This window comes from Streptomyces sp. NPDC087300, assembly GCF_044744425.1.
Classification (GTDB): domain Bacteria; phylum Actinomycetota; class Actinomycetes; order Streptomycetales; family Streptomycetaceae; genus Streptomyces.
Window position 1 is genome coordinate 355267 of record NZ_JBIUYI010000005.1, and the last position, 22799, is coordinate 378065.

At 70.4% G+C, this 22799-nt stretch carries 22 protein-coding genes and 1 pseudogene; 4 read left to right on the forward strand and 19 right to left on the reverse strand.

Features of this window, described 5'->3' with window-relative positions; all coding sequences use genetic code 11:
* The first annotated feature begins 24 nt into the window (after window positions 1-24).
* The gene (locus ACIO9J_RS21840; RefSeq protein WP_402001907.1) at window positions 25-156 is read left to right on the forward strand and encodes a hypothetical protein; all 132 of its coding nucleotides are present in this window, start codon (window positions 25-27) and stop codon (window positions 154-156) included.
* Between the two features lie 31 nt (window positions 157-187).
* On the opposite strand, the gene ACIO9J_RS21845 is transcribed toward ACIO9J_RS21840, so the two are convergent.
* Together ACIO9J_RS21845 and ACIO9J_RS21850 are read right to left on the reverse strand one after the other, a co-directional pair.
* Window positions 188-1306, reverse strand: coding sequence for a serine hydrolase domain-containing protein (locus tag ACIO9J_RS21845; protein WP_402001910.1), 1119 nt, complete (start codon window positions 1304-1306; stop codon window positions 188-190).
* A 19-nt stretch (window positions 1307-1325) separates the two neighbouring features.
* Window positions 1326-1880, reverse strand: a complete 555-nt coding sequence (locus ACIO9J_RS21850; protein WP_402001913.1) for a hypothetical protein — start codon at window positions 1878-1880, stop codon at window positions 1326-1328.
* Window positions 1881-1975: 95 nt separating this feature from the next.
* Here ACIO9J_RS21850 and ACIO9J_RS21855 point away from each other — a divergent pair, with 95 nt between their 5' ends.
* Window positions 1976-2602: a TetR/AcrR family transcriptional regulator gene (locus ACIO9J_RS21855; protein ID WP_402001916.1), complete on the forward strand. Its 627-nt coding sequence runs from the start codon at window positions 1976-1978 to the stop codon at window positions 2600-2602.
* Between the two features lie 1060 nt (window positions 2603-3662).
* A pseudogene (locus ACIO9J_RS21860) lies at window positions 3663-3785 on the forward strand (DUF6531 domain-containing protein); the annotation flags it as partial.
* A 294-nt stretch (window positions 3786-4079) separates the two neighbouring features.
* Here ACIO9J_RS21860 and ACIO9J_RS21865 read toward each other — a convergent pair.
* Entirely contained in the window at window positions 4080-4730 is a 651-nt protein-coding gene (locus tag ACIO9J_RS21865; RefSeq protein WP_402001919.1) for a TetR/AcrR family transcriptional regulator, read from the reverse strand.
* Between the two features lie 117 nt (window positions 4731-4847).
* Between ACIO9J_RS21865 and ACIO9J_RS21870 the strand changes: the two genes are divergently transcribed.
* On the forward strand, window positions 4848-5543 hold the full coding sequence (locus tag ACIO9J_RS21870) for a hypothetical protein (protein ID WP_402001922.1): 696 nt from the start codon (window positions 4848-4850) through the stop codon (window positions 5541-5543).
* A 72-nt stretch (window positions 5544-5615) separates the two neighbouring features.
* Here the strand turns inward: ACIO9J_RS21870 and ACIO9J_RS21875 are convergent, their stop codons facing one another.
* The 16 genes from ACIO9J_RS21875 to ACIO9J_RS21950 form a co-directional block, all read right to left on the reverse strand.
* Complete coding sequence (locus tag ACIO9J_RS21875; RefSeq protein WP_402001925.1) at window positions 5616-6122, reverse strand: DUF6624 domain-containing protein; 507 nt, start codon at window positions 6120-6122, stop codon at window positions 5616-5618.
* Between the two features lie 142 nt (window positions 6123-6264).
* Window positions 6265-7086: a hypothetical protein gene (locus tag ACIO9J_RS21880; RefSeq protein ID WP_402001928.1), complete on the reverse strand. Its 822-nt coding sequence runs from the start codon at window positions 7084-7086 to the stop codon at window positions 6265-6267.
* Window positions 7083-7385 carry an acyl carrier protein gene (locus ACIO9J_RS21885; protein ID WP_402001931.1) on the reverse strand — a complete coding sequence of 101 codons (303 nt, stop codon included), beginning with the start codon at window positions 7383-7385 and terminating at the stop codon, window positions 7083-7085. Before ACIO9J_RS21885 ends, ACIO9J_RS21880 begins: the two co-directional genes overlap by 4 nt.
* 46 nt (window positions 7386-7431) lie before the next feature.
* A complete protein-coding gene (locus tag ACIO9J_RS21890; RefSeq protein ID WP_402001934.1) occupies window positions 7432-9189 on the reverse strand; it encodes a fatty acyl-AMP ligase in 1758 nt (585 codons plus the stop codon).
* A 125-nt stretch (window positions 9190-9314) separates the two neighbouring features.
* Window positions 9315-10112, reverse strand: a complete 798-nt coding sequence (locus ACIO9J_RS21895) for a hypothetical protein (protein ID WP_402001937.1) — start codon at window positions 10110-10112, stop codon at window positions 9315-9317.
* A gap of 694 nt (window positions 10113-10806) precedes the next feature.
* Window positions 10807-12255, reverse strand: coding sequence for an amino acid permease (locus ACIO9J_RS21900; RefSeq protein WP_402001940.1), 1449 nt, complete (start codon window positions 12253-12255; stop codon window positions 10807-10809).
* Window positions 12256-12399: 144 nt separating this feature from the next.
* A complete protein-coding gene (locus tag ACIO9J_RS21905) occupies window positions 12400-14166 on the reverse strand; it encodes a hypothetical protein (RefSeq protein WP_402001943.1) in 1767 nt (588 codons plus the stop codon).
* Window positions 14167-14334: 168 nt separating this feature from the next.
* Window positions 14335-15570, reverse strand: a complete 1236-nt coding sequence (kynU, locus tag ACIO9J_RS21910; protein WP_402001946.1) for a kynureninase — start codon at window positions 15568-15570, stop codon at window positions 14335-14337.
* Window positions 15564-16619, reverse strand: a complete 1056-nt coding sequence (gene dmpG, locus ACIO9J_RS21915) for a 4-hydroxy-2-oxovalerate aldolase (RefSeq protein ID WP_402001949.1) — start codon at window positions 16617-16619, stop codon at window positions 15564-15566. Before dmpG ends, kynU begins: the two co-directional genes overlap by 7 nt.
* Window positions 16616-17530: an acetaldehyde dehydrogenase (acetylating) gene (locus ACIO9J_RS21920; protein ID WP_402001952.1), complete on the reverse strand. Its 915-nt coding sequence runs from the start codon at window positions 17528-17530 to the stop codon at window positions 16616-16618. The genes dmpG and ACIO9J_RS21920 overlap by 4 nt, the downstream gene beginning before the upstream one ends.
* Window positions 17527-18549: an amidohydrolase family protein gene (locus ACIO9J_RS21925; RefSeq protein WP_402001954.1), complete on the reverse strand. Its 1023-nt coding sequence runs from the start codon at window positions 18547-18549 to the stop codon at window positions 17527-17529. Before ACIO9J_RS21925 ends, ACIO9J_RS21920 begins: the two co-directional genes overlap by 4 nt.
* Window positions 18546-19115 carry a 3-hydroxyanthranilate 3,4-dioxygenase gene (locus ACIO9J_RS21930; RefSeq protein WP_402001956.1) on the reverse strand — a complete coding sequence of 190 codons (570 nt, stop codon included), beginning with the start codon at window positions 19113-19115 and terminating at the stop codon, window positions 18546-18548. The genes ACIO9J_RS21925 and ACIO9J_RS21930 overlap by 4 nt, the downstream gene beginning before the upstream one ends.
* The gene (locus ACIO9J_RS21935) at window positions 19112-19540 is read right to left on the reverse strand and encodes a RidA family protein (protein WP_402001958.1); all 429 of its coding nucleotides are present in this window, start codon (window positions 19538-19540) and stop codon (window positions 19112-19114) included. The genes ACIO9J_RS21930 and ACIO9J_RS21935 overlap by 4 nt, the downstream gene beginning before the upstream one ends.
* Entirely contained in the window at window positions 19537-20316 is a 780-nt protein-coding gene (locus ACIO9J_RS21940; protein WP_402001959.1) for a 2-keto-4-pentenoate hydratase, read from the reverse strand. The genes ACIO9J_RS21935 and ACIO9J_RS21940 overlap by 4 nt, the downstream gene beginning before the upstream one ends.
* Window positions 20313-21191: a 2-keto-4-pentenoate hydratase gene (locus tag ACIO9J_RS21945; protein WP_402001961.1), complete on the reverse strand. Its 879-nt coding sequence runs from the start codon at window positions 21189-21191 to the stop codon at window positions 20313-20315. The genes ACIO9J_RS21940 and ACIO9J_RS21945 overlap by 4 nt, the downstream gene beginning before the upstream one ends.
* Window positions 21188-22615: a 2-hydroxymuconic semialdehyde dehydrogenase gene (locus tag ACIO9J_RS21950; protein WP_402001964.1), complete on the reverse strand. Its 1428-nt coding sequence runs from the start codon at window positions 22613-22615 to the stop codon at window positions 21188-21190. Before ACIO9J_RS21950 ends, ACIO9J_RS21945 begins: the two co-directional genes overlap by 4 nt.
* Window positions 22616-22799 lie beyond the last annotated feature (184 nt).

The window sequence follows — 22799 nt, forward strand, 5'->3', positions numbered from 1 at the left end:
GGTCACCAGGCGTACCGCGACGGCATGGAGGACCAGATCGACGTACTCGGCCTGGTCCTCGACTACAGCTTCACCGCCTTCGCTCCGGCCGTCGGCGCCCTGTGCCCGCTGCGCGACCCGGACTCACTCGAGCTGGACGAGGAGGAAGAGGAATGAGAGCGGCCAACGGGCGGTGCAGGCGGCCCGGTCAGCCGTACATCGCCACGCGGTACAGGATCGCCAGTGCGTCGTCGATGGGATGGGGTTGCGGCGTGCCGTTGGAACCGAGTCGGTTCCAACGCTGCATGTTCACCGCGACCGCCAGCTGTCGCTTGCCGTCGGCGCGGGTCATGGCCAGCGTCCCGCCGCCCCAGACGGTGCCGCCATGGCCCCAGAAGGTGCCCTGACCGGGACCTTCCATCGGGTGCAGGCCGAGGCCGTAGTCGATCACCTTTCCCTCTTGGGAGACGACCGGGACCGTGCGCCGCATCTGCGCCAGCGACGATGGGCTGACGATCTCCCCGGCCAGCAGCCTGCGGTAGAAGCGGTTGAGGTCCGCGACAGTCGATATCAGCGAGGCCGACGGCCCCACCCAGGACATGTCGAAGACGCTGTAGTCGCGCGGCGGGTCGATCATGCCGAACCATGCTTCGTAGAGCTGCGAGTGCGGCCCGTCGACATGTGGCGTGGCAGGGAATCCGGTGTCCCGCAGCCCGGCGCGCTCGATGACGTTCCGGGTGATGTGCTGCTCGCACGCGGTGCCCGTCACCTGTTCCAGGAGCTGGACGAGGAGCAGGTAGTTGGTGTTGGAGTACACCCCCGGAGCGCCGCCGGGGACGCCGACGGCGGGTGCGTTCACCCCCATCTCGATCAGCGCCGTGGGATCGAACCGCGTGAACCGATGGTCGTCCAGACTCTGCGGCCCGGTGTCAGCGAGGGCGGGATACGCCTTGAGGGAGGGGTAGGCGTACGGGAGATACTCGGCGAGGCCGCTGGTGTGGTTGATCAGCATCCGGACCGTGATCGCGTCCCCGCGCTCGCCGGGCACCAGCTTCGGAAGATACTGGCCGATCGGCGTGTCGAGGCCGATCCGACCGGCCTCGACCTCCAGCAGGACCGCGGCGGCGGTGAAGGTCTTGGTGACGCTGCCGACACGGTGGCGCATGTCGGCGGTGACGGGGCGTCCCGTGGCGACATCGGCAACCCCGGCGGCGCCACGCCAGACCTCGTCGCCATCGCGTACCTCGGCGAACAGGCCCGGCATGCCGGCGCGGTGAACAGCTCCGATGGCGGCGTTCAGTGCTGTGCTGTCCAGAGGGCTTGTCACGTCATGATTCCTTGTCACGTCATGAGTCCTTGTCTGTCCTGGGAGCCAGCCGTGCCGGCAGACTCCGGGTGATCGGCCGGTGGCCGAGGGCGGTTGTGCGCGCACCCTTACGGCGCCACAGCCGTATGACCGCCGCGCCCCCGAGCACGCACGGCAGCAGCGTCAGCACGCCGTAGCCGACCGGCACGATGACCTTGTACTGCTCGCCGCCCGCGCTGAGGTTGACCAGTGCCACCGTCACACCGGCGCCCCATGCCGCGGTGGCTGCGGCCCGCGCCCAGCGCCTGCCTGTCGCGACCGCACGGATCGTCAGGAGCCATAGCAGTGCCCCCAGTCCTCCGGTGACGGCGAGGTAGGTGGTGATCGCGGTGCGGTCCTGGCCTACGGGCCCCGGACCCCACTGGGGGTACGCCGCGCGGACGTGCCCGGCGATGGTGTCGGCGGTGGCCGCGTCCACCAGTGGGGCGATTGCGGTCACGGCGGTCAGCGCGAGTCCGGCGTACATCACGCCGATGGGGGCGCCCGGCGGGCGCGCGGCGGGCGCTGCCTTCGGCGGGGCGTCAGCGGTGGTCATAGGTGTCCCTCCCCGAGTCATCAAACCTACGGCGTAGATTTCAGTCGGCACGTTATGTTCTACGTCGTAGGTTTGGCAAGGGACAGGAGGATGGCGTGGTGCGACGCGCACGAGGCACTTCGGCCGGGCTGGATCGCGCGAGTATCGCGATTGCGGCGGTCGGCCTGATCGACCGCGACGGGCTGGATCAGTTCGGGGTACGGCGGCTGGCCGACGAGCTCGGGGTGGACCCGATGTCGATCTATCACCACGTCAAGGGCAAGGCGGCACTGCTGGACGCGGCCTGCGAGGTGGTCCTGGCTGAAGTGCGGATTCCCGACGGCGAACCGGAAGGATGGCAGGCCATCGCCCGCCGCACCGCCCACGCGTATCGGGACATGGCCCACCGTCATCCTCAGGTCTTCCCGCTGCTGGCAGGCCGCGCCCAGACCTCAGCCTCGGCGCTTGCCGCGCTGGAGCGGCTGGTCTCGGCGATGCGGGACGCGGGCATGCCTGAACAGGTCACCGCGGACGCGCCCTCGGTGCTCTTCGGGTTCCTCAACGGCCATCTGCTGGCGCGCACCGCGGCGGAGGCCCACGGAGCCGCGGCAGTGCCGGACTTCGACGCCGACGCGTATCCGACACTGACCGAACTCGCACCGCGGCTAGCCGACTTCGGCTCAGAGGCGGAGTTCGACCGAATGCTCGGCACCATCCTCGCGGGCATCGCGTCAGGACGCTGACCGCCAGCCCGGACCACCCACACGACGACGACACGCGTCGCATCCACGAAGTCGACCGGCTCGGCTGCAACCTCCCGGGGCAGCAAGTGGAAACGGATCAGGAAACCCGCTACCGCCGTCAGTAATTGCAGTAGGGCAGTAATCCGGGCCGTCAGATCGACTTCCCCGGCTGCCCATATGCCGTCAAACGATGGCGAGCCCAAGGAATGAGAGCACTAAGACGTTGTTGCGCATGCGGTTCCGGGAGAGGAAGCCAGGGCCGCCCGAGGGCGCGGTAGCGCCCTCGGGCCTCGCGTCAGGCGGCCGCGTCCTGCCTCGTCCAGCCGGGGTTCCTCTTTTTCTCGAACTGCCGCCGCCGGCAGGGGCGCGGCAACGCAACCATGCGCAGCGGGGCCCTTTCCAGCCGAAGCGGTCTCTGCCGGACCATTACTGGTGGGGCAGGAACCAGGTATCGGCGCGCCTTGCACGGTGGACCACTTGTCGCTTTCGCGGCAAAGGCCAGTAGCAATCGGGGCTGAAACACCAGGCAACCGATGGGGACATTTGTGCGATTTTTGCCGTGTGGTGTCTAGCGTGCGATGGCCCAGTGGCCGTCGGGGTTGCTGGGGTGCATTCCTGAGGAGAAGCATGTCTTCACGCACCACAGGAACACCGCACAGACGTTCGCGGATTCGCGCCTGACGTACCGCCGTGGCGGCTTTGGCCTCCGTTGCACTCCTGGCCGGAGTCGTTCCGGCCGCCTTCGCCCAGGGTGATCAGGCCGCCCCGTCCTCGGTCTGGGGCAAGGACGGGGACAAGGCCGAGATGCCCCCCGGTGAAGGTCGGCGAGACCAGGGCCCCGGCCTCCGTGTCCGAGCGCGAGCCCACATCGGATGTTGCGCGGTAGCGGGCGGCGCAGAAGGAGCGCGCCCACACCGCGACCGCGCAGCGGAAGCGCACCGCGCGGGCCGTGGCGGCGGTCGTGCCGAAGGGTCAGGGGGACGTGCCCTGGCACCAGATCTCCGACGTCCGAGTCACCGACTCCCTGGTGGCCCGCGTCAACTACTCCACCGGCAACCTCATGCTCGCCGCCACCGACTTCCAGGTCGCCGGGGTGGGCCAGTCCCTGCAGCTGACCCGCACCTACAACTCCCTCGACGCCCCGTGGGGCAAGATGTCGCAGCGCTGGTGGCAGAACTACGAGCGCTACCTGCAGGTCGAGGACGGCCAGATCGTGCTGTACGACGCCACGGGCGGGGCCGTCACCCCGCCCCGCCTTCGCGCCCGGGGCGGCGACCGGTCCGGTTCCGCGCCGGGTCGCCGAACTCCTGACCCCGCGCGGGAGCCGTCCGCGCTCGGCGCACTGGATCGCGCTGGCGCTCACCGTCGGTGTGGCCCTCTCGGCAGGGGCCGCGGTGACGGCGATGGCCGACGTCCACCACCGGGTCGAGGTGGCGCAGGGGGAAGCGTCCCGCTGACGGCGGGGCCGCCGGGCTGCTCAGGTCTCGGCGTCGCGGCGCCGGTCAGGGGTGAGGAGGTGGGCGATCGCCATGTCGCCGAGCTCGTCGGCGTACCGGCGCCTGGCCGCTTCGCCGGTGACGGCGTCGGGGCGTACGGAGTTGTGGAAGCAGGCACCGAGGACGGCGCGAGCCGCGGTGTCGAGCGCCTGTTGGGGATCGGAGCGGCGGATCTGGTCGGTGTAGGGGTGCGCTGCTTCGAGCAGGAGGCGATGGAGTTCGGTGATGGTGCGGGCCCCGCGGTCCAGCGACCTGGCCCCGCGCGTGCGCAGCAACTCGGGGAAGAGGCCGCTGCTGTCGGCGAAGGACTGCAACAGGGCGTGCGCGTATGCGTTCATGACACCTGAGAGCGAGGGCTCGGCCGCGCGCAGTTGCTCGGCCACGTATTCCTCGCGGCGTTCCAGCATCCGCTCGGTCAGGGCGGTGATCAGCTGTTCCTTGTCCTCGAAGCGGCGGTAGATCGTCCCGACGGCGACGCCGGCGCGCTTGGCGACACCGGCAATCGTCATCTCCTCCAGACCGGAGGCGGAGGCGATCTCCTCGGCCGCCCGCAGCACGCGGGCCAGGGTCGCGGCGCTGCGGGCCTGCTGGGGTTCCCGGTAGGCCGCCGGGCGTTCCGCCTCCTCGCTCATGTCCCGCATCGTATCCGCGGGGCTCTCAACAGGACCTTTTGACAATTGGTGAACCCCTCTGCGTACTCTCTCGATGTGAACGCGAATTCACATTCACATCCTATCGGAGGTTCGACCATGACCGACGACCAGACTTCTCCGCCCGTCACCGTGACGCTTGAGGCCGGACCCGCCGGTGCCGGGAGCATCGACGACCTCGAGCTCTTCTACGCCCGCCGCGCGCTGGACCGCTTCCGGACGCTGCTGGGCCGCCAGGGGATCCTCGACCTCCTGGCCGCGGACATAGAGGAGGGCAACGCCGTCCTGCGCGAGAGCGCCCGGACCTCCGACGGCGCCTTCAAGGGAGGTACCACCGTGCTCGCGTCGAAGGGGCTGACCTCGGGTGACTTCCTGGCCTGGATGGACCAGGCGTTCGCAGGGGATGAGCGCGTGCTCCTCGCGGCGCACCCCGAGCACTACGTGATGGGCACCGATGAGATCGGCGCGCGCGTGGTGGAGAACATCGGCCCGCACGTCGCCGACTTCTACATGGGTGGCTGGGGCACCGACGCGCTGGCCTGGGCCAAGGACGCGGCCGAGCTCCTGCCGGAGTCGCAGTTCCCGCGCAAGATGTCCTCGAACCTCTTCCTGGCCGACGGCACCGTCGTCGGGCGGGCGCTGATCCAGTTCGGCGACACCGCCGAGGGCTTCACCGCGAACCTGACGGTGTACTTCCCCGTCACGTGCCCGGACGAGGTCCTGGAGCACCATCTGCGGCACTACGCCGTCGAGTTCAGGAACTGGATCGTCGCTGCTGCGGCGGCTCGCGCCTGAAGTCTCCGGCCGCAGGCGGATCGCGTACGGCGGCGGCCGGCGCGGGGATGTCATGCGGATGCGAACGGGGCGTCAGGCCATGGAGAACTTGGCGACGTACTCGTCGAAGGGCTCGATGCCGACTTCCGCACGGAGTTCGTCCATGCGCTCGGGCTCCTCGCAGGGCCACGGAATCGGCGCCCCGTCCTTCACACCGGCGATCTGCGTTCCGAAGACCTGCTCGCGGCCCTCGTTGACCAGCGTGCGGTCGCGCAGGAAGGCCAGTTCGCGCGGGTCGGCCGCGCCCGCCGACACCGCCTCCCGCATCAGCTGGAGGGCCCGGCGCTGTACGTCGAGCTGCCGGTCGGCGTGCTGAGCGATCAGCCATGCCGCGCGTGCGGCCTCCTCGCCGACCTTCTCCGCCGTCGGCCAGCCGTACTCGCCCATGATCTCGCCCAGCCGGTCACCGTGCCGAGCGGTCAGCCGCCGCCAGGCCAACTGCTCGGCGGGGTCATCGCTGTTCGCGCGGACTGCGGACTGTTGATCGGCCGCGGCCATGTCCGTGAGCTCCATCGCCAGCGCGGCAACGTCGTACGCCACTTTCAACTCCCAGGTCGGATCCGTACGTTGTGTCCGCCCGCAAGCCTAGGAGCGCACATCGGGTGTAAAGATCATTCCGGAGAACGGTGACAGGCGCCTTGCCGTACCGCGATTATGGATCTACCCCCGGAGCCAGAGCGACTCAGTTGTCCCAGGCGGGGCTTGTGTTGGGCGGGTAGCCAGCGCTGGAGGCGCCGTTCACCCAGTCATCCACGTCCTGCCCGTCCCATGCCAGCAGTTCATCGGCGTTCCGCTTGCACTTGTCGTAGTCGAGGTTCCCGTTGAGTCTGCTGACGGTGACTTCTTGGTTGAGGTGCTGATACCCCTTGCCCTTCTTGTATTCCATCCGCACCGTGGTCCGGAGCATCCCGAGGTAGAGATCCCCGCGCACCACGGTCAGGACTCCCTGCTGGATGTTGCTGTTCTTTTCCTGCTGCCCCTCGTTCTGTACCGCCAGCTGGCCGATCTTCTTGATGGAGGTGATGATTTCGGCGAAGGCGTCCATCGGCACCACCCCGTCGAATTCGAGCGCATAGTAGACCGCCTCGATGACGGGCAACAGGGAGAGGGACGAGATGGACGCATCCGTGCTGTCGTCAATAATGTTGGTGAAGAGCGGCATATTCTTGAACTGCCATTCGAGGCTGCTCCACTCACCAGGATCGAATGCCGTGGATGACGGATCGAAGCCGGCGGATTCCTCGGCCTTGCGCAGGATGGTGGCGGCCACGGACTGCCACGAGCCGAAGGACGCCAGCGGCCCCAGACCGGGCAGCTCACTGCCATCCGTGCCGTAGCAATTGCCCACCCCTTTCTCCTGGTCGCTGTAGTCGAGCGAGCTGCCGTCGGAGATCAGCTGCTCAACCCTCTCCAACACCCCCTGGAGGGGCGTCGGCCTGCCCGCCGCCCACAGGGCGATCTCCGACGCCTCCCGTCGCAACTGCTCTTGAGTCCACGTGCTCACGGTTGTCCTCCGGCACCTGGGACGCGGCCTGCGTACTGCTCGCGCGACGCGCAGATCAGCCGCTCGATGTCCTGCACCGTCTGCACCTGAGGGATGGCCTCGAAACCCAGGTTGACCTGGAAGCCCAGCTCGACCGCGCCCAGCAGCCGGAGGAGATTCATGGAGTCGACCCCCGGCAGCTCTCTCACCATGGTGGTGTTCTTGATGTCCTCGGGAGACTCCGCGCCGCTGACGTCCAACTTCTCGCGGACTAGGGAGTACAGCCGCTCTCGCTCCTGGGGGGACAGTTGGGCGTTCATGGCTGCTCCTCAATTAAGGGCGTCATTAGGGGCGTACGGATGGTGTTCAGGTCGCGCTCGTCTGGAGCACTCCACCGTGGAGCGCTCCGTCGAGATATTGCTGCCGCGTCTGGCTCCGCTTCACCTTGCCGCTGGAAGTCTTGGGCAGTTCCCCCGGCGCCAGCAGGAGGATCTCCGCCACGGGGAGGGACAGCTTCGTCTGGATGTGGGCGCGGACCTGCCGCGCCACCGTGGCGGCGTCACCCCCGCGGAGCTCGGCGACGATCACCACCTCCTCGGTGGCCCGGCCCGGCCGGGTGAAGGCCACGACGTTGCCCTTGCGCAGGCCAGGCACCTCGGCCGCGGCCCACTCCACCGTCTGGGGGTCGTGATTGCGCCCGTTGATGATCAGCAGGTCCTTCTTGCGGCTCGTCACGTAGAGGACGCCTTCCGCCAGGTATCCACAATCGCCCGTGCGCAGGCCGTCAGTCGTGAAGCTCCGCCGGGTCGCCTCCGCGTCACCGTGGTAGCCCGCAGCCACGCTCGGCCCCTGGAAGACCACCTCGCCGATGTGCCGCTCCGGGAGCGGATTCCCCTCGTCGTCCACGATGAGGACGCGATGACCCGCGATGGGGCGCCCGCAGGGCACGAACGCCACCGGGGCCCCCGGGACCTCGGCCTCCGAGTCCGGGTTGGTCTCCGAGTCCGTCTCCGAGGCGGGCCGCGCGAGGCCGCTCGCGTGGTACGGCTCCTGCTGGATGACATCCAGGGCGAGCGGAACTCCGATCTCGCCGAACGAGATCGCGAGCGTCGCCTCCGCCATGCCGTAACACGGCACGACGGTCCCCGGCCGCAGCCCCGCCGCCGCGAAGTGCGCGGCGAAAGCGCGCAGCGTCTCCGGGTGGTTGGGCTCGGCGCCGCAGCCCACGACCCTCAAGCAGGACAGGTCAAGCCGCTTCAACTCCTCCGTGGAGGTGTGCTTGACGGCCAGCGCCAGGCCGAAGTTGGGCGCGAAGGTCACGGTCGCGCGGTGGCGGCTCACCGTTTCCAGCCAGAGCCTCGGTGAGAGCGCGAAACGTAACGTCGGCAGGAAGCTCACCGGGCAGCGTGCGACCAGCGGCGCCAGTACGAAGCCGACCAGCCCCATGTCGTGGTACATGGGCAACCAGCTCAGGCCCCGGTCTCGTCCGCGATCGAGGGAGAGGGCGCTGATGATGGCCGCGCAGTTGGCGAGCACGTTGGCGTGCGTGACCCGCACTCCCTTGGGGGCCGCCGTGCTCCCCGAGGTGAACTGCAGGAACATCACGTCCTCGGGGAGGATCGCCTCGGGCTCGGGCGCACCGCCCACCAGGGGCTCGGCGAAGAACTCCTCCGGGACGACGGCCTGCAAGCCCTCGACCGCCTGGAGGAGCGGAGCCAGCGGGTCCGCCAGACTGCGGGGCATCAAGAGGGCGCGGGCTCCCGCCGCGCGGAGGATGTGGGCGGCGTCCTCGCGGTACGCATCGAGCTTGCCGAAGTTCATGGGCGGGTACATGGGGACCGGGATGACGCCCACCGAGACCGCGCCCAGGAAGGTGAGGACGAACTCCTGCTCCTCGGGGACGATGAGCGCGATGCGCTCTCCCTTGCGCAGGCCGCTCTGGAGCAGCCGGCGCCCCCGGCGCAGGGCCTCCCGCGACAGCGCCGGCCAGCTCACGAAGTGCTCGCGCCCGTCTTCTTGGACGAAGGTGCAGCCACTGTCCGGGTGGCCGAGGTTCTCGGCAAGGACCTGGGCGAAGGTCGAGGCCGACGCACCCGCAGGCGGCGGCACTTCTATGGAGAACACGGAACCTGCCCGGAGTGAAGAGCTCCCAGGGCGGCGGCCCCCGCGTGAACAGTCCGTCCACCTGAGGGACTCACACCGGGAGCCCGATGGATTACAGAGCGGATTACCGAAAGGCCCCGACCGGCTCAGTTGTCCCAGGCGGGGCTCTGGTTGGGCTGCTGCGAGGCGCTGGCCGTACCGTTCGCCCAGTCGTCCACGTCCTTGCCGTCCCAGTCGAGCAGCTTGTCGGCGGAGCGCTTGCACTTGTCGAAGTCGAGCACGCCGTAGCCCCGGTAGACCTGGAGGCTCTGGGTCAACTGCTCGTACCCCTTGCCCTTCTTGTGCTCCATCGACACCGTGGTCCGGATGACTCCGAGATAGAGCTTGCTGGCATGGACCGACAGACACCCGATCTGCTGGTTGCTGTTCTTCTCCGTCTGACCTTCGGTCGAGAGCGCCAGCTGGCCGACCTTCTTGATGGATTCCACGATGCCCAGGTAATTCTCCGGCGACATGAAGTTCTTGAGCAGGTCGTCCACCGCATCGATGGCGCTCTTGAGGGAGAGCGAGGAGATGTCGGCCTTGCGGAAGTCAAAGGTGTACTGCAGGCATAACGGGTTCGTGGCGAACTTCGTGAGGAAAACGTCCCAGGCTTTCAGATCGAAGGTCGTGGCTCCCGGGTCGAAGCCACTGACGCTTTCGGCCTTGTGCACGATGGTGGCGGCGACGGACTCCCACGAGCCGAAGTCCGACAGATCCTTCCCCAGGTCGGGCAGGGTGCTGCCGTCTCCCACCGAGTTGTTGCCCACCCCTTGATCGTTGCTCGCGGAGTCGAACTGCGAGAGCAGGGACTTGGTGGCGGCGCTCGGCTCAGGGGGAGGCGTCTCCCACAGAGCGATCTCCGCGGCCTCTCGGAGGTACTGGGACTGACTGATCTCGGGCATGACTGCTCCTTCGTCTACGGGTGAGGAGGGGGCTCAGCTGTTTCAGGCAGGGCCGCCATGGGGTGAGACGGCACAGCTGTCCGTGCTACGAAGCCGCGTCGACGAGGCTGGGATGCTCAGGAGCGAGGCAGCGGGGCTGGGATGCTCAGGAGCAAGGGGAGCCTAACCGCCTTACTCCAGTGGCCGTGTACATGTGTTCCGGACAATGCAGGCAAGACGGAATTGACACCCTTGTGTCATTGCGGCAGATGCCGACGGGGCTTCGGACCTCCGGCGGGGGACCGGCGCCGGCGCCTTGTCGCGGACGGCATATGTCACGGGCCTGCACGGCGGAGTGGTCCGAACCTACGGCGCCTGCCCGGTGAACGCCCGCGTCCGCTGAGTGAAATACGCCAAGAGCGGCCGAGCAGGGGCGCGGAGGGCCTTGTTGGGTGGCCGGAACGTGGTGTGACCCCCGGGGGACGGGGCGCGGGTAGTAGCTCACGGGAGCAACTACGGCGCATTGGCACGCGGCGCACATCGGGCCGCGCGCCGGCGCACGGCGGACAGGCGCCTCCGATCCGTACCCGCCCCATCCCAGACCCGCGTGCCGCGCCACACACATGGCACGGCACGCAACCCTCACCCCGGGCGACCGCATCGGCGACCGGAATGCGCACAGCTCAAGGAGTTACCGCCCGGCTCAGCCGTGGCGTTACCGCCCAGCCCCCGCCCCCCTCTGGCGCCACGCCACCACCCCGTACCCCACCAGGAGCACCGCCGTGAACGCCAGGCCCACGCCCGCCGCCTGGCGCATGTCCGGGACCTCGATCGCTGTTGCGGCTACGGCGAGTACGCCGGCGCCGGCCACCAGGGCGAGTTTGGGGCCGCCGGGGATGGTGAAGCCCGTGAAGTCGTCCGGGTGGGCGTCGCGGTGGCGGCGGAAGGCCACGTACGAGGCGAGGATCAGCAGCCAGACCAGGAGTACCGCGAACAGGGCGATGGACATCAGGATGCTGAAGATGCCGCCGACGTCGTAGAAGGCGAGCAGTGCGGCGGCCGCGATGCCCACGGTGGAGGCGGCGAGTGCCACGGCCGGGACGCCGCGTGCGGTGAGGCGGGCCAGCGGGGCGGGGGCCAGGCCGTCGTGGCCGAGGGAGTGGAGCAGCCGGGAGGCGCCGTACAGGTGGGCGTTGGCCGCGGAGACGGCGGCGATGAGCACCACGAGGTTGGTCAGGGTGGCGGCGGCGGGCACGCCGATGTCGGAGAAGACGCGGACGAACGGGCTCGCCTCGACGCTGCCGTCGCCGGAGGCCAGCCGCTTCCACGGGATGAGGGCCACCACCAGGGTGATCGACAGGACGTAGAACAGGCTGAGGCGCCAGGCGAGTTGGCGCATGGCCGTACGGATGGTGCGCTGCGGGTCGGCGGCCTCCGCGGAGGCGATGGCGACGACCTCGAACCCGGCGTACGCGAACATCACGACGGACATGGCGATCCAGATGGACTTGGCGCCGTGCGGCACGAACCCGCCGTCGTCGGTGAGGTGCGCGAGACCGGTGGCCTCCGTGTCGGGCAGGCCGAAGAAGACCAGGAAGGCGGCGCACAGGATGAACGCGCACAGTGCGGTCACCTTGATGGTGGAGAGCCAGAACTCGGTGGTGCCGAAGGACTTGACGTTGATGACGTTCACCGCGAGGACCACGGCGGCGACGGCGAGGATGGCCACGCCCATCGGGACGCCGGGCCACCACCAGCGGATGTACAGCGCGGAGGCGACGACTTCGGTGCCGATGACGACGACGGCGCTGAACCAGTACATCCAGCTGGCGACGAAGCCGGCCCAGGGGCCGAGGTACTTGTGCGCGATCGTGCCGAAGGAGCCCTGCACGGGGTGGGCCGCGGACATCTCGCCGAGCAGGACGGCGATGACGGCGACGAGGACCGCGCCGATCGCGTACGAGATGATCACGCCGGGTCCCGCGACGCCTATCGCGGAGCCGGAGCCGAGGAACAGGCCGGTGCCGAGCGCCGAGCCGAGGCCGATCATGGTGGTCTGGCGGTGGGTGAGCGAGCGGACCAGGCCACGGCCCGCAGGCGCGTCGGCGGGGGTGCCGTCGGCGGCGGGTGGTGCGGCGGGCGTGGGTCTTTCCGGTGCGGCCATGACGGGGACGTCCTTCTGTGCGGTGGTGCGCGGTGGGAGTCGGGGGCGGCGGGCGGCTCGTCCGCCGCCCCCGGGAGGCCCCCGGGGTTCGCGGGGCACGACCTGCTGTGCTGGCTAACTCACTGATGGCGAAGACCTGTTGATCTAGAACTCGCTGTTGCGGAAGGGCTTACCGGGGCGGGTCAGGTGCGGCTTGCCGAGCACCTTGGGCGCGGACAGGGCGTAGATGCCGTGGTTGGTCAGCGCCCAGGCGATGTTGCGGTCCCACTCGACGTACACGCCGTGGGTCTGGTTGCCGTACGCGTAGTCGGGGGTCTCCGGGCCGTACGCCTTGGGCACGAAGTAGGCCTCGACCTCGGGCTTCGCGGGCTTGGAGACGTCGAAGAACTGCACGCCCGCGTTGTAGAAGCCGTAGCCGAGGACGCCCGCGTCGTGCTTGCCGGGGTTGGTGTAGTAGCCGGTGCGCTTGGGGCCGAAGCTGCCGCGGCGCTGGCAGAAGTCGTTGAAGGAGGCGGACTTCGGCGGGGTCGGGCGGGGCAGGGCGCCGACGACGCGCGGGTTCTTCGGGTCCTTGGCGTCGATCTGGTAGACGTCCTTGTACGGCTCGTAGCAGTCCTCGGTGAGGGGATAGCCGGAGAAGTAGATCAGGCCCGTGCGCTCGTACTGCGAGACGTCGATGTTGTCGCCCTCGGTGCCGGAGACGGACGGCGGCAGGTCCAGGTGGCTGACGGTCTTCATGTGCGCCGGGTCGGAGATGTCGAGCACGGTCAGGCCGTAGCCGCCCATCGCGGCGAAGGCGTAACGGCCGCCCCTCTCCACGGGCTTGGGGATGAACAGCGGCATGCGCGCGCCCATCCAGCTGGTGTGGTTGCCGCAGCGCGGGTTCGCGCGGTACGCCGCGTCCTCGCCGGTGCGCTGTCCTGGCAGGTGCCAGGTGTCCAGAAGCTTCGGGTGTGCGGGGTCGGACATGTCCCAGGACTGGTAGCCGGCCGAGTGCAGGTTGGTCGGGTACTCGCTGCCGGAGTAGGTGTCGTTCGGGGCGGTGGCGATGAACATGTACTTCTCGCCGGTCCAGTACGGCACGTCCAGCGAACCGGAGCCCTGCTGGGGCTTGTTGACGTCCGACTTCAGCGGGTCCTTCTGCGTGGAGTCGGTGGAGACCGTGGCGAGGAGCTTCCAGTCCTTCTTGCGCGGCCCGTCGAGGCGGAAGACCTTGAAGCCCTTCAGGCCGGGCTTCTCGCGGAGCTTCTTCACGCCCTCGGGGTTGTTGTACTTGTCGTGCTCGGGCTCGTCGGTCAGCTCGGAGACCTGCCGCTTGTCCTCGAAGCTCATCACCATGACGTAGGCGTTCAGCTTCTTGTTCCACTGGATGGTGGAGGCGCCCCAGTAATCGTGGGGCGCCCAGGAGGAGTTGCCCTTGGTCTCGTCGCCGTCGACGTCGTCGCGGGTCATCTTCTCGACGACCTTGACCTTCTTGACGTCCGTGACGTCGTAGACGCGGCCCTCGGAGCGGTCGTACTGGAACAGGTAGCGGCGGCCGTCGAAGTCGACGACGTTCTGCCAGGTGTGGAAGTAGTCGGGGGTGAAGTCGGCGCCCTCGTAGGCGGCTTCGACCTTCATGTTCTTGATGTACGACTTCGTGTCGTAGTCCTTGTTGCGCCCGGGGAAGGAGTGCTCGTGCTCCTCGTCGACCGGGGTGAGCGCCGGATGGCGGAAGGTGCCGTCGAGCTGCATGCCGTACGCGCCGGGGTCGGCGGGCCCGGGGCGGCGGTCCTCGCAGACATCCGGGATGTCGGGGTCGGTGGCGGCGGTCGCGCCGGAGGTGCCGGGGGCGAGCAGGGTCGCGGCGGTGGCGGCGACCACGGCGGCGGCGACGGCCGCTCCGGCGCGCTTGGTGCGGAGGGATCGCATGGGAGTCCTAGGGGTCTCGACGGCTGAGAGCGGAGAGGGGACTTGCGACGGTGTGCGGTGGTGCACGTGCACGCGCGCCGGAGTGGTCGCGCGCGTGCGTCTGACGGGGCGCCGGTCCGGAGGGGGCCGGACCGGCTGGGGATCCCGTCGGATCGGGGCCCGGATGCGTCAGGTGACGGTCGGGCGGGCCTGGAACTCGGGCGCGTGGTGGGCCTTCGTCGCGACGATGTCGCGCAGTTCCTCGACGGCGTGCAGGACGTCGGCGTGCGTGAGGTAGAGCGCGTTGAAGCCGAAGCGCAGCAGGTCGGGGGCGCGCATGTCGCCGATGACGCCGCGCGCGGTGAGCGCGGCGACCAGCGGGTACGCCTCCGGGTGGCGCAGGGCGACCTGGCTGCCGCGGCGCTCGTCCTCGCGCGGGGTGGCCATGGTGAAGCCGTGCCCGTCCAGGAGATCGTCGGCGCACTGTTGGAAGAAGCGGGTCAGGGAGAGGCTCTTGGTGCGTACGTCGGCCATGGCCAAGCCGTCGTACGCGGTGAGCGCGGCCTCCAGGGCGACCAGCGAAAGGAGCGGCGGGGTGCCGATGCGGGCGCGGGTGATGTCGGGCGCGGGAGCGTAGGTGCCGGACATGGAGAACGGCGCGGCGTGCCCGTGCCAGCCGGTGACCGGATGGTCGAAGTCCTGCTGGTGGCGGTGGGCGACGTACGCGAAGGCGGGGGCGCCCGGACCGCCGGACAGGTACTTGTAGCCGCAGCCCACCGCGAAGTCGGCCTGGATCGCGTCGAGTTGTACGGGCAGCGCACCGGCCGCGTGGCACAGGTCCCAGTGCGCGAGGGCTCCCGCGGCATGCGCGGCGGCGGTCAGGGCGGCCATGTCGTACAGCTCGCCGGTGCGGTAGTCGACCGGGGCGTACGCGGCGACGGCGACCTGCTCGCCCTCGGCGGCCAGGACGGCGGTAACCTCGCGGGCCGGGACGCGGCGGACTTCCAGGCCGAGCAGGCGGCCGACGGAGTCGGCGATGTACTGGTCGGTCGGGAAGTGGTCCGGGTCGGTGAGCAGCAGGCGGCGGCCGGGGCGCAGCCGGGCGGCGGCGAGCAGCGTGTTGAAGAGCTGGACGCTGGTGGAATCGCCCGCGACGACCTGCCCCGCAGCGGCGCCGATGAGGCGGCCGACGGCGTCGCCGGTGCGCACGGGCGCCTCCCACCAGCCGTTGCCGTTCCAGGAGCGGATGAGGTCGGTGCCCCACTGGCGGTGGACGGCGTCCTCGATCGCGGCGGGGACGGCGGTGGGCAGGGCGCCCAGGGAGTTGCCGTCGAGGTAGGTGACGCCCTTGGGCAGGGTGAAGCGGTCGCGGACGTGCGCGAGGGGGTCGGTGGCGTCGAGCTCTGCGGCGCGCTGGTTCAGCATGCGGGGACTTCCTCGCTACACGAAGGAGTGGTGCCGTCGGGGGCGGTGTCGCGGCCCAGGTCGAGCGCGATGTCGGTGAGCAGGTCCTCCTGGCCGCCGACGAGCCGACGCCGGCCCGCCTCGACGAGCAGGTCACGGGTGTCGAGGCCGTGGCGCGCTGCGGTGGTCTCGGCGTGGCGCAGGAAGCTGGAGTACACCCCGGCGTAGCCGAGCGTGAGGGTCTCCCGGTCGACGCGGACGGGGCGGTCCTGGGTGGGGCGTACGAGCGCCTCGGCGGCGTCCATCAGGGGGAACAGGTCGCAGCCGTGCTCCCAGCCCATCAGGTCGAACACGGCGATGACGGGTTCCAGCGGGGCGTTGCCCGCGCCCGCGCCCTGTCCGGCGAGGGAGGCGTCGACGCGCAGGGCGCCCGCCTCGACGGCGACGATGCTGTTGGCGACGCCCAGGCCGAGGTTGTGGTGGGCGTGGATGCCGATCTCGGTGGCGGGGTCGAGGGCGTCGCGGTAGGCGCGGACCCGGTCGCGCACGCCGTCCATGGTGAGGCGGCCGCCGGAGTCGGTGACGTACACGCAGTGCGCGCCGTAGGACTCCATCAGCCTTGCCTGCTCGGCGAGTTGGGCGGGTTCGGCGAGGTGGGACATCATCAGGAAACCGGCGACGTCCATGCCCAGTTCGCGGGCGAGCCCGATGTGCTGCGCGGAGATGTCGGCCTCGGTGCAGTGGGTGGCGACGCGGACGGAGGTGACGCCGAGCGCGTGGGCGCGGCGCAGGTCGTCGGCGGTGCCGATGCCGGGCAGCAGCAGGGTGGTGAGCCGGGCCCGGTCCAGGACGTCGGCGGCGGCCTCCAGCCACTCCCAGTCGGTGTGGGCGCCGGGTCCGTAGGTGACGGAGGAGCCGGACAGGCCGTCCCCGTGGGCGACTTCGACGGCGTCGACGCCCGCCGCCTCCAGGGCTGCGGCGATGGCGCGGACCTGGTCGGTGGTGTAGCGGTGGGCGACGGCGTGCATGCCGTCGCGCAGGGTGACGTCCTGGACGTAGACGCGGGTCATCGGTCCTGGGTCCGTTCGGTCAGGCGCTCGGCGGTGCGCAGCGCGGCGGACGTCATGATGTCGAGGTTGCCGGCGTAGGCGGGCAGGTAGTGGGCGGCGCCCTCGACCTCCAGGTAGACTGAGACGAGCAGGCGTCCGCCGCCGGAGAGGGCGACGAGCGGGTCGTCGGCGGCCAGGGTGCGGAACTGGGGCTCCTGCTTGAGCCGGTAGCCGGGTACGTACGCGGCGACGGCGGCCGTCATCTCCCTTACGGAAGCGGCGACTTGGGCGGTGTCGCAGTCGTCGGTGACGCAGTGCACGGTGTCGCGCATGAGCAGCGGGGGCTCGGCCGGGTTGAGGACGATGATGGCCTTGCCTCGGGCGGCGCCGCCGACCTGCTCCAGGGCGCGCGATGTGGTCTCGGTGAACTCGTCGATGTTGGCGCGGGTGCCGGGTCCGGCCGAGCGCGAGGCGATGGAGGCGACGATCTCGGCGTAGTGGACCGGGGCGACACGGGAGACGGCGGCGACGACGGGGATGGTGGCCTGGCCGCCGCAGGTGACCATGTTGACGTTCGTGGCGTCCAGGTGCTCGTCGAGGTTGACGGGCGGGACGACGTACGGGCCGATGGCCGCCGGGGTCAGGTCGATGAGCGTCTTGCCGTACGGGCCGAGCGCGGCGGCGTTGGCGTGGTGGGCGGCGGCGGAGGTGGCGTCGAAGACGACGTCGATGTCCGCGAAGTCGTCCAGGGAGATGAGGCCTTGGACGCCGTCGGCGCTGGTGGGTACCCCCAGGCGGCGGGCGCGGGCCAGGCCTTCGGATTCGGGGTCGATGCCGATCATGGCGGCGGCGGCGACCGCCCCGGACCCTCGGACGATCTTGATGAGCAGGTCGGTGCCGATGTTGCCGGAACCGATGACGGCGGCCTTCATCGGGCGCCCTCCTTCACCAGGTGGTGCAGTCCGAAGAACCGGACGGCGTTGCCGCCGAGGACGGCGGCCTTCTCGTCGTCGGTGAGCGCGCTGCCGCGTACGAGGCCGCCGATCTCCTCCTCGCCGAGCGGGAAGGGGTGGTCGGAGCCGAGCAGCACGCGCTCCGCGCCCATCACGTCCACGAGCAGGCGCAGCGCGCCCGGGTCGAAGACGGCCGAGTCCACCGAGAAGCGCTCGGTGTACGCGGACGGCGGCTTGGGGCTGTCGGCGCGCACCAGGTCGCGCTGGTGCCAGGCGTTGTCGGCGCGGCCGAGGAGGTACGGGAAGCTGCCGCCGCCGTGCGCGAACATCAGCCGCAGCGAGGCGGGCAGTTTCTCGAACGCGCCGGACAGGATGAGCGAGAGGATCGTCAGGTGCGTCTCGGCGGCCATGCCCGCCAGCCAGGCCAGCATGTAGCGGGAGAAGCGCGGACCGGCTGGCAGGTCCCACGGGTGGACCAGGACCGCGGCGTCCTGCTCGGCGCAGTGCGTGAGGAATTCGAGCAGCGCGCCGTGGTCGAGGTCGCGGTCGCCGAGGTGGTTGCCGATGTGTACGCCGCGAAAGCCCTGGCGCACGGCCTCGGAGACCACGGTGCAGGCCGCCTCGGTGTCCTGGAGCGGCACCTGGCAGAGCGGAGCGAGCCGGTCGGGGGCGTGCGAACTGTAGGTCAGGATGCGTGAGTTGACCATCCGGCACCAGTCGGCGGCCCGCTCGGCCTCCAGACCGTAGCCGAACATCAGCGGCGTGCTGGACAGCACCTGCACGTCCACGCCGAGCCGGTCGAGGTCGGCGACGCGGGTCGCCGGGTCCCACAGGGTGCGGCGCACCGGCCGGTACTCGCGGGCGCCGGCCATCATCATTCCGGCGTCGGGCCCGTCGGAGGTGCGCAGCCAGGGGCCCTCGTCGTCGCCGGTGAGGAGCCGGGACTCGGCACGGCTGATCTCGGGGAAGACGTGCGCGTGGATGTCGACGACGGTCATGCGCGCTCCCCGTCCCGCCGGGTCCGCGGGCGCAGCGCCTCGGGCCACTCCTTGCCGGGATGCACGGCGCCGCAGTTCCCGCAGGTGCGGGCCGCGTCGTCGCCGTAGAAGGCCTGGAAGACGGGCGGCAGGTCGTCCACGATCGAGGTGAGCTGCACCTCGCTGCGGTGCACCAAGTGGTGGCAGTCCATGCAGTACCACTCGAAGGCGTCGACCTGGCCCCGCGGACGGGCGAATTCGACGACCATGCCGATGCTGCCCTCCTCGGGCCGCTGCGGCGAGTGCCGTACGTGCGGCGGGAGCAGGAAGACGTCGCCCTCGCGGATGTGTATGTCGCGCGGCGGTCTGCCCTCCTCGTCCATGACGCGCAGCACCATGTCGCCCTTGAGCTGGTAGAAGAACTCGTCGATCGGGTCGTCGTGGAAGTCGGTGCGCCGGTTGGGGCCGCCCACGATCGTCACCATCAGGTCGGCGTCCTGCCAGATCTGGACGTTGCCCACGGGCGGCTTGAGCAGATGGCGGTGCTCCTCGATCCAGGCGTGGAGGTTGAACGGGGGCATGGTCATGCGGGCTGCTCCTGGTTCGTACCGCTGATCGGTAGGTGGGCGACGGCGCTGATCTCGATCAGCAGGTGGGGGTGCGGGAGTTGGTGGACGGCGACCGTGGTGCGAGCCGGGCCCGACTCGTCGAAGTACTCCGCGTAGACCTCGTTGTAGCCCCCGAAGTCGTTCATGCTGACGAGGTACGTGGTGAGGGACACCAGGTCGCCGAGGCCGCCGCCGACCGCGCCGAGCAGGCCCCCGATGTTCTCGATGACCGCGCGCGTCTGGGCGCGGATGTCGAGGTCGGTGACGCCCATCGGGTCGGCGCTCGCGCCCGCGAAGGTGCCGTCGGGCCTGCGGGAGCTGGTCCCTGAGACGTACACGAGGTCGCCCGCGCGGCGCAGATGGGGAAAACGGCCGCGGGGCTTCGCGGCACCGGGGACGATCATGCGGTCACGCCCTTGTCGGCAGGGGCTTTGTCGGTGGTGAAGGACACGCTGCCCAGGCCCGCGACGGTGGCACGGACGTGGGTGCCGGGCGGCAGCGGTACGGCGGCGGTGGCCGCGCCCGCAAGGACCACGGTCCCCGCGGGCAGCTCCCCGGCGAGACGGGCGGCGGCGGCCAGGGCGCGCAGCGGGTGGCCCAGGATCGCAGCGGTGGACCCGGACTGGGCGAGGCGTCCTTCGAGTTCGAGCAGGACGCCGAGGTTGGCCAGGTCGGCGAGGGCGCTCCAGGGGCCGACGGCGTACCCGGCGGCGGAGGTGTTGTCGGCGACGACCTCGGGCAGCGAGAACGTGAAGCCGTCGTAGCGGGAGTCGATGACCTCCAGTGCGGGCGCGACGGCGGCGACCGCGGCCGCAGGGTCGCCGCCGGGGCGCAGCGTCGCGCCGAGCAGGAAGGCGACCTCGGGCTCCACCCGTGGATGGATCAGGCCGGATACGTCGTACCGTCCGCCGTCGGCGATCTCCATGGCGTCGGTGATGCGGCCGTGGATCAGGTCCGAGACGCCCATCTGGCGCATCTTGGCGAGGCTGGTGAAGCCGAGCTTGAAGCCGGTGACCCGCTCACCGCGCGCCATCTTCCGTGCCACCAGGGCCCGTTGGGTGGCGTACGCGTCCTCGGTGGTGGTCAGTCCGGTGGTACCGCCGGGCAGGGTGCGGGCGTCGAGGGCGGCGGCGTCGAGGCGCTCGGCGATCGCGTCGAGGTCGAGGGCGGTGCTGGTCATCTGGCGTCCTCCTGGTGAGTGCCGGACGCGTCCGTGTCGGTGCCGAAGGCCGCGCGGACCGAGCCGAGTCCTTCGATGCGGGCTTCGAGTACGTCACCGGGGGCGACGGCGGTCATGGGGCCGAGCGCGCCGGTGAGCACGGTGTCTCCGGCGCGCAGCGGGTGCCCGAGGCGCACGAGCGTGTCGGCGAGCCAGACGGCGGCGTGCAGCGGATGGCCCAGGCAGGCGGCGCCCGCTCCGGTCGAGACCGGTTCGCCGCGCCGCTCCAGGACCATCCCGGCGGTGCGCAGGTCGAGCCGCCCGAGTGGTACGGGCCGGTTGCCGAGGACGTACGCGCCGCTGGAGGCGTTGTCCGCGATGGTGTCGACGGCCGTGATGTCCCAGTCGTGGATGCGGCTGCCGACGACCTCGATGGCGGGCAGCGCGAACGCGGTGGCCCGGATGACGTCGGCGACGGTGTGCCGCTCGTGCGCCAGGTCGTGCTCCAGGACGAGCGCGACCTCGGCCTCCGCCCGGGGCTGGAGGACCGTACCCCAGGGCAGGTCGGCGCCGTCGGGGACCGCGGTGTCGTCGAGCAGGGCGCCGAAGTCGGGTGTGTCGACGCCGAGTTGGGCCTGTACGGCGGACGAGGTCAGACCGATCTTCCAGCCGGTGACGCGGTGGCCCTCTGCCAGGCGGCGCTCGGTCAGCAGGGACTGCACGGCGTACGCGGCGTCGAGGTCGTCGGCGTCCAGGACGTCGCGTACGGGGGCGCAGGGGACGCCGGTGCGGCGGGCCTCGTCGAGGCGCTCGGCGGCGGTCCGTACGGCAGCGGTCGCGGCGGTGTTCGCGGTGGACGTGGTGGTTGCGGTATTCGTGGTGGTCGGGGTCCTCACAGCTTCACGCACACATTCATCGGCTCGGAGAAGAAGTCGAGCGAGTGGTGGCCGCCCTCGCGCCCGATGCCGGACGCCTTCACGCCGCCGAACGGGGTGCGCAGGTCGCGCAGGTTCCAGGTGTTGACCCAGGCGATGCCCACCTCCAGGGCGGGCGCGACCCGGTGGGCGCGCGCGAGGTCTCGGGTCCACACGGTGGCGGCCAGGCCGTACGGTCCCGCGTTGGCGAGCGCGAGGGCCTCCTCCTCGGTGTCGAACGGGGCCAGGTGCACGACCGGGCCGAAGATCTCCTCCCGTACCACCGGGTGGTCCTCGGGCAGCCCGGCCAGCACGGTCGGCTCCACGAAGAAGCCCGCGTCGCGGTCGTCGCCGAAGTGCGGCGCGCCGCCGCCCGCGAGGACCTCGCCGTCGGCGGCGGCCCTCGCGAGATATCCCAGGACCTTGTCGCGGTGGGCGGCGGAGATCATCGGGCCGTAGCCGTCGAGCTTGCGGGCCTCGGCCGCGAGCCGCGCCGCGAACTCGTCGAACACCGGCCGCTCCACGTACAGCCGCTCGGTGCACAGGCAGACCTGGCCGCTGTGCGTGAAGGCCGAGCGGACCGTGCCCGCGACCGCCTCGTCCAGGTCGGCGTCGGCGAACACCAACCCGGCGTTCTTGCCGCCCAGTTCGAAGGAGACCGGCGCCAGACGGTCCGCCGCGGCGCGCATGATGGTGGTGCCGGTGCCGGACTCGCCGGTGAAGGCGATCGCGTCGACGCCCGGGTGCTCCGTGAGCCACTGCCCCGCCGCGTCGCCGCCCTTGCCGTGCACGAGGTTGAACACCCCGTCGGGCAGGCCCGCTTCGGCGGTCACCTCGGCGAGCAGACAGGCCGTGCTCGGGGTCAGCTCGGAGGGCTTGGCGACGACCGTGTTGCCGGTGGCAAGCGCGGGCGCGACCTTCCAGGTGAGCAGCAGCAGCGGCAGGTTCCACGGAGAGATGACGGCGACCACGCCGAGCGGCTTGCGCACGGTGTAGTTGAGCGCACCGCGCCCGTCCGGGGTCCCGGTGTGCCAGGACTGCTCGCCGCGGCCCGCCAACAGGTCCGCGTAGGAACGGAAGTTGGCGATCGCGCGCGGGATGTCGACGGTGGACGCCAGCTCGCGCGGCTTGCCGGTGTCGGTGCACTCGGCGGCGACGAACTCCTCGAAGCGGCGCTCGATGCCGTCGGCGACGCGGTGCAGCACCCGGGAACGGTCGGCCGGGCTCCACGTGCCCCACGGCCCGCGCAGCGCGTCCCGGGCCGCGCGCACGGCGCGGTCGACCAGTTCGGCCGAGGCCGCGGGGACCTCTGCGACGGTGCGCCCGCGGACCGGGTCGACCAGTGGGAACGGCTCGCCGGAGGCGTCGAAGTCGCCTCCCACGTAATGCCGCACAGGCGTACTCACCTTGGGGACCTCCCTTGCCAGGCCGGGGCGTTCGGTACCGTCGCCGGTTCCGTTCTCGGTTCTCGAGCCCCGGATCGTGCACGCATCATGCGTCGACTCAGGCATGCCGAACCAATGCCAGTTGGTGTAGTTCCCATACCGATCCGGGTATGGGAGGGTCAGGACGCGGTCGTATCCGGTTCAC

What these genes read in the sequence shown, in the direction of transcription:
- ACIO9J_RS21840 (WP_402001907.1), top strand. Translation starts at nt 25, where the DNA reads ATGGAGGACCAGATCGACGTACTCGGCCTGGTCCTCGACTACAGCTTC.
- ACIO9J_RS21850 (WP_402001913.1), bottom strand. Translation starts at nt 1,880, where the DNA reads ATGACCACCGCTGACGCCCCGCCGAAGGCAGCGCCCGCCGCGCGCCCG.
- ACIO9J_RS21865 (WP_402001919.1), bottom strand. Translation starts at nt 4,730, where the DNA reads ATGAGCGAGGAGGCGGAACGCCCGGCGGCCTACCGGGAACCCCAGCAG.
- ACIO9J_RS21870 (WP_402001922.1), top strand. Translation starts at nt 4,848, where the DNA reads ATGACCGACGACCAGACTTCTCCGCCCGTCACCGTGACGCTTGAGGCC.
- ACIO9J_RS21885 (WP_402001931.1), bottom strand. Translation starts at nt 7,385, where the DNA reads ATGAACGCCCAACTGTCCCCCCAGGAGCGAGAGCGGCTGTACTCCCTA.
- ACIO9J_RS21895 (WP_402001937.1), bottom strand. Translation starts at nt 10,112, where the DNA reads ATGCCCGAGATCAGTCAGTCCCAGTACCTCCGAGAGGCCGCGGAGATC.
- ACIO9J_RS21900 (WP_402001940.1), bottom strand. Translation starts at nt 12,255, where the DNA reads ATGGCCGCACCGGAAAGACCCACGCCCGCCGCACCACCCGCCGCCGAC.
- ACIO9J_RS21905 (WP_402001943.1), bottom strand. Translation starts at nt 14,166, where the DNA reads ATGCGATCCCTCCGCACCAAGCGCGCCGGAGCGGCCGTCGCCGCCGCC.
- kynU (WP_402001946.1), bottom strand. Translation starts at nt 15,570, where the DNA reads ATGCTGAACCAGCGCGCCGCAGAGCTCGACGCCACCGACCCCCTCGCG.
- dmpG (WP_402001949.1), bottom strand. Translation starts at nt 16,619, where the DNA reads ATGACCCGCGTCTACGTCCAGGACGTCACCCTGCGCGACGGCATGCAC.
- ACIO9J_RS21920 (WP_402001952.1), bottom strand. Translation starts at nt 17,530, where the DNA reads ATGAAGGCCGCCGTCATCGGTTCCGGCAACATCGGCACCGACCTGCTC.
- ACIO9J_RS21925 (WP_402001954.1), bottom strand. Translation starts at nt 18,549, where the DNA reads ATGACCGTCGTCGACATCCACGCGCACGTCTTCCCCGAGATCAGCCGT.
- ACIO9J_RS21930 (WP_402001956.1), bottom strand. Translation starts at nt 19,115, where the DNA reads ATGACCATGCCCCCGTTCAACCTCCACGCCTGGATCGAGGAGCACCGC.
- ACIO9J_RS21935 (WP_402001958.1), bottom strand. Translation starts at nt 19,540, where the DNA reads ATGATCGTCCCCGGTGCCGCGAAGCCCCGCGGCCGTTTTCCCCATCTG.
- ACIO9J_RS21940 (WP_402001959.1), bottom strand. Translation starts at nt 20,316, where the DNA reads ATGACCAGCACCGCCCTCGACCTCGACGCGATCGCCGAGCGCCTCGAC.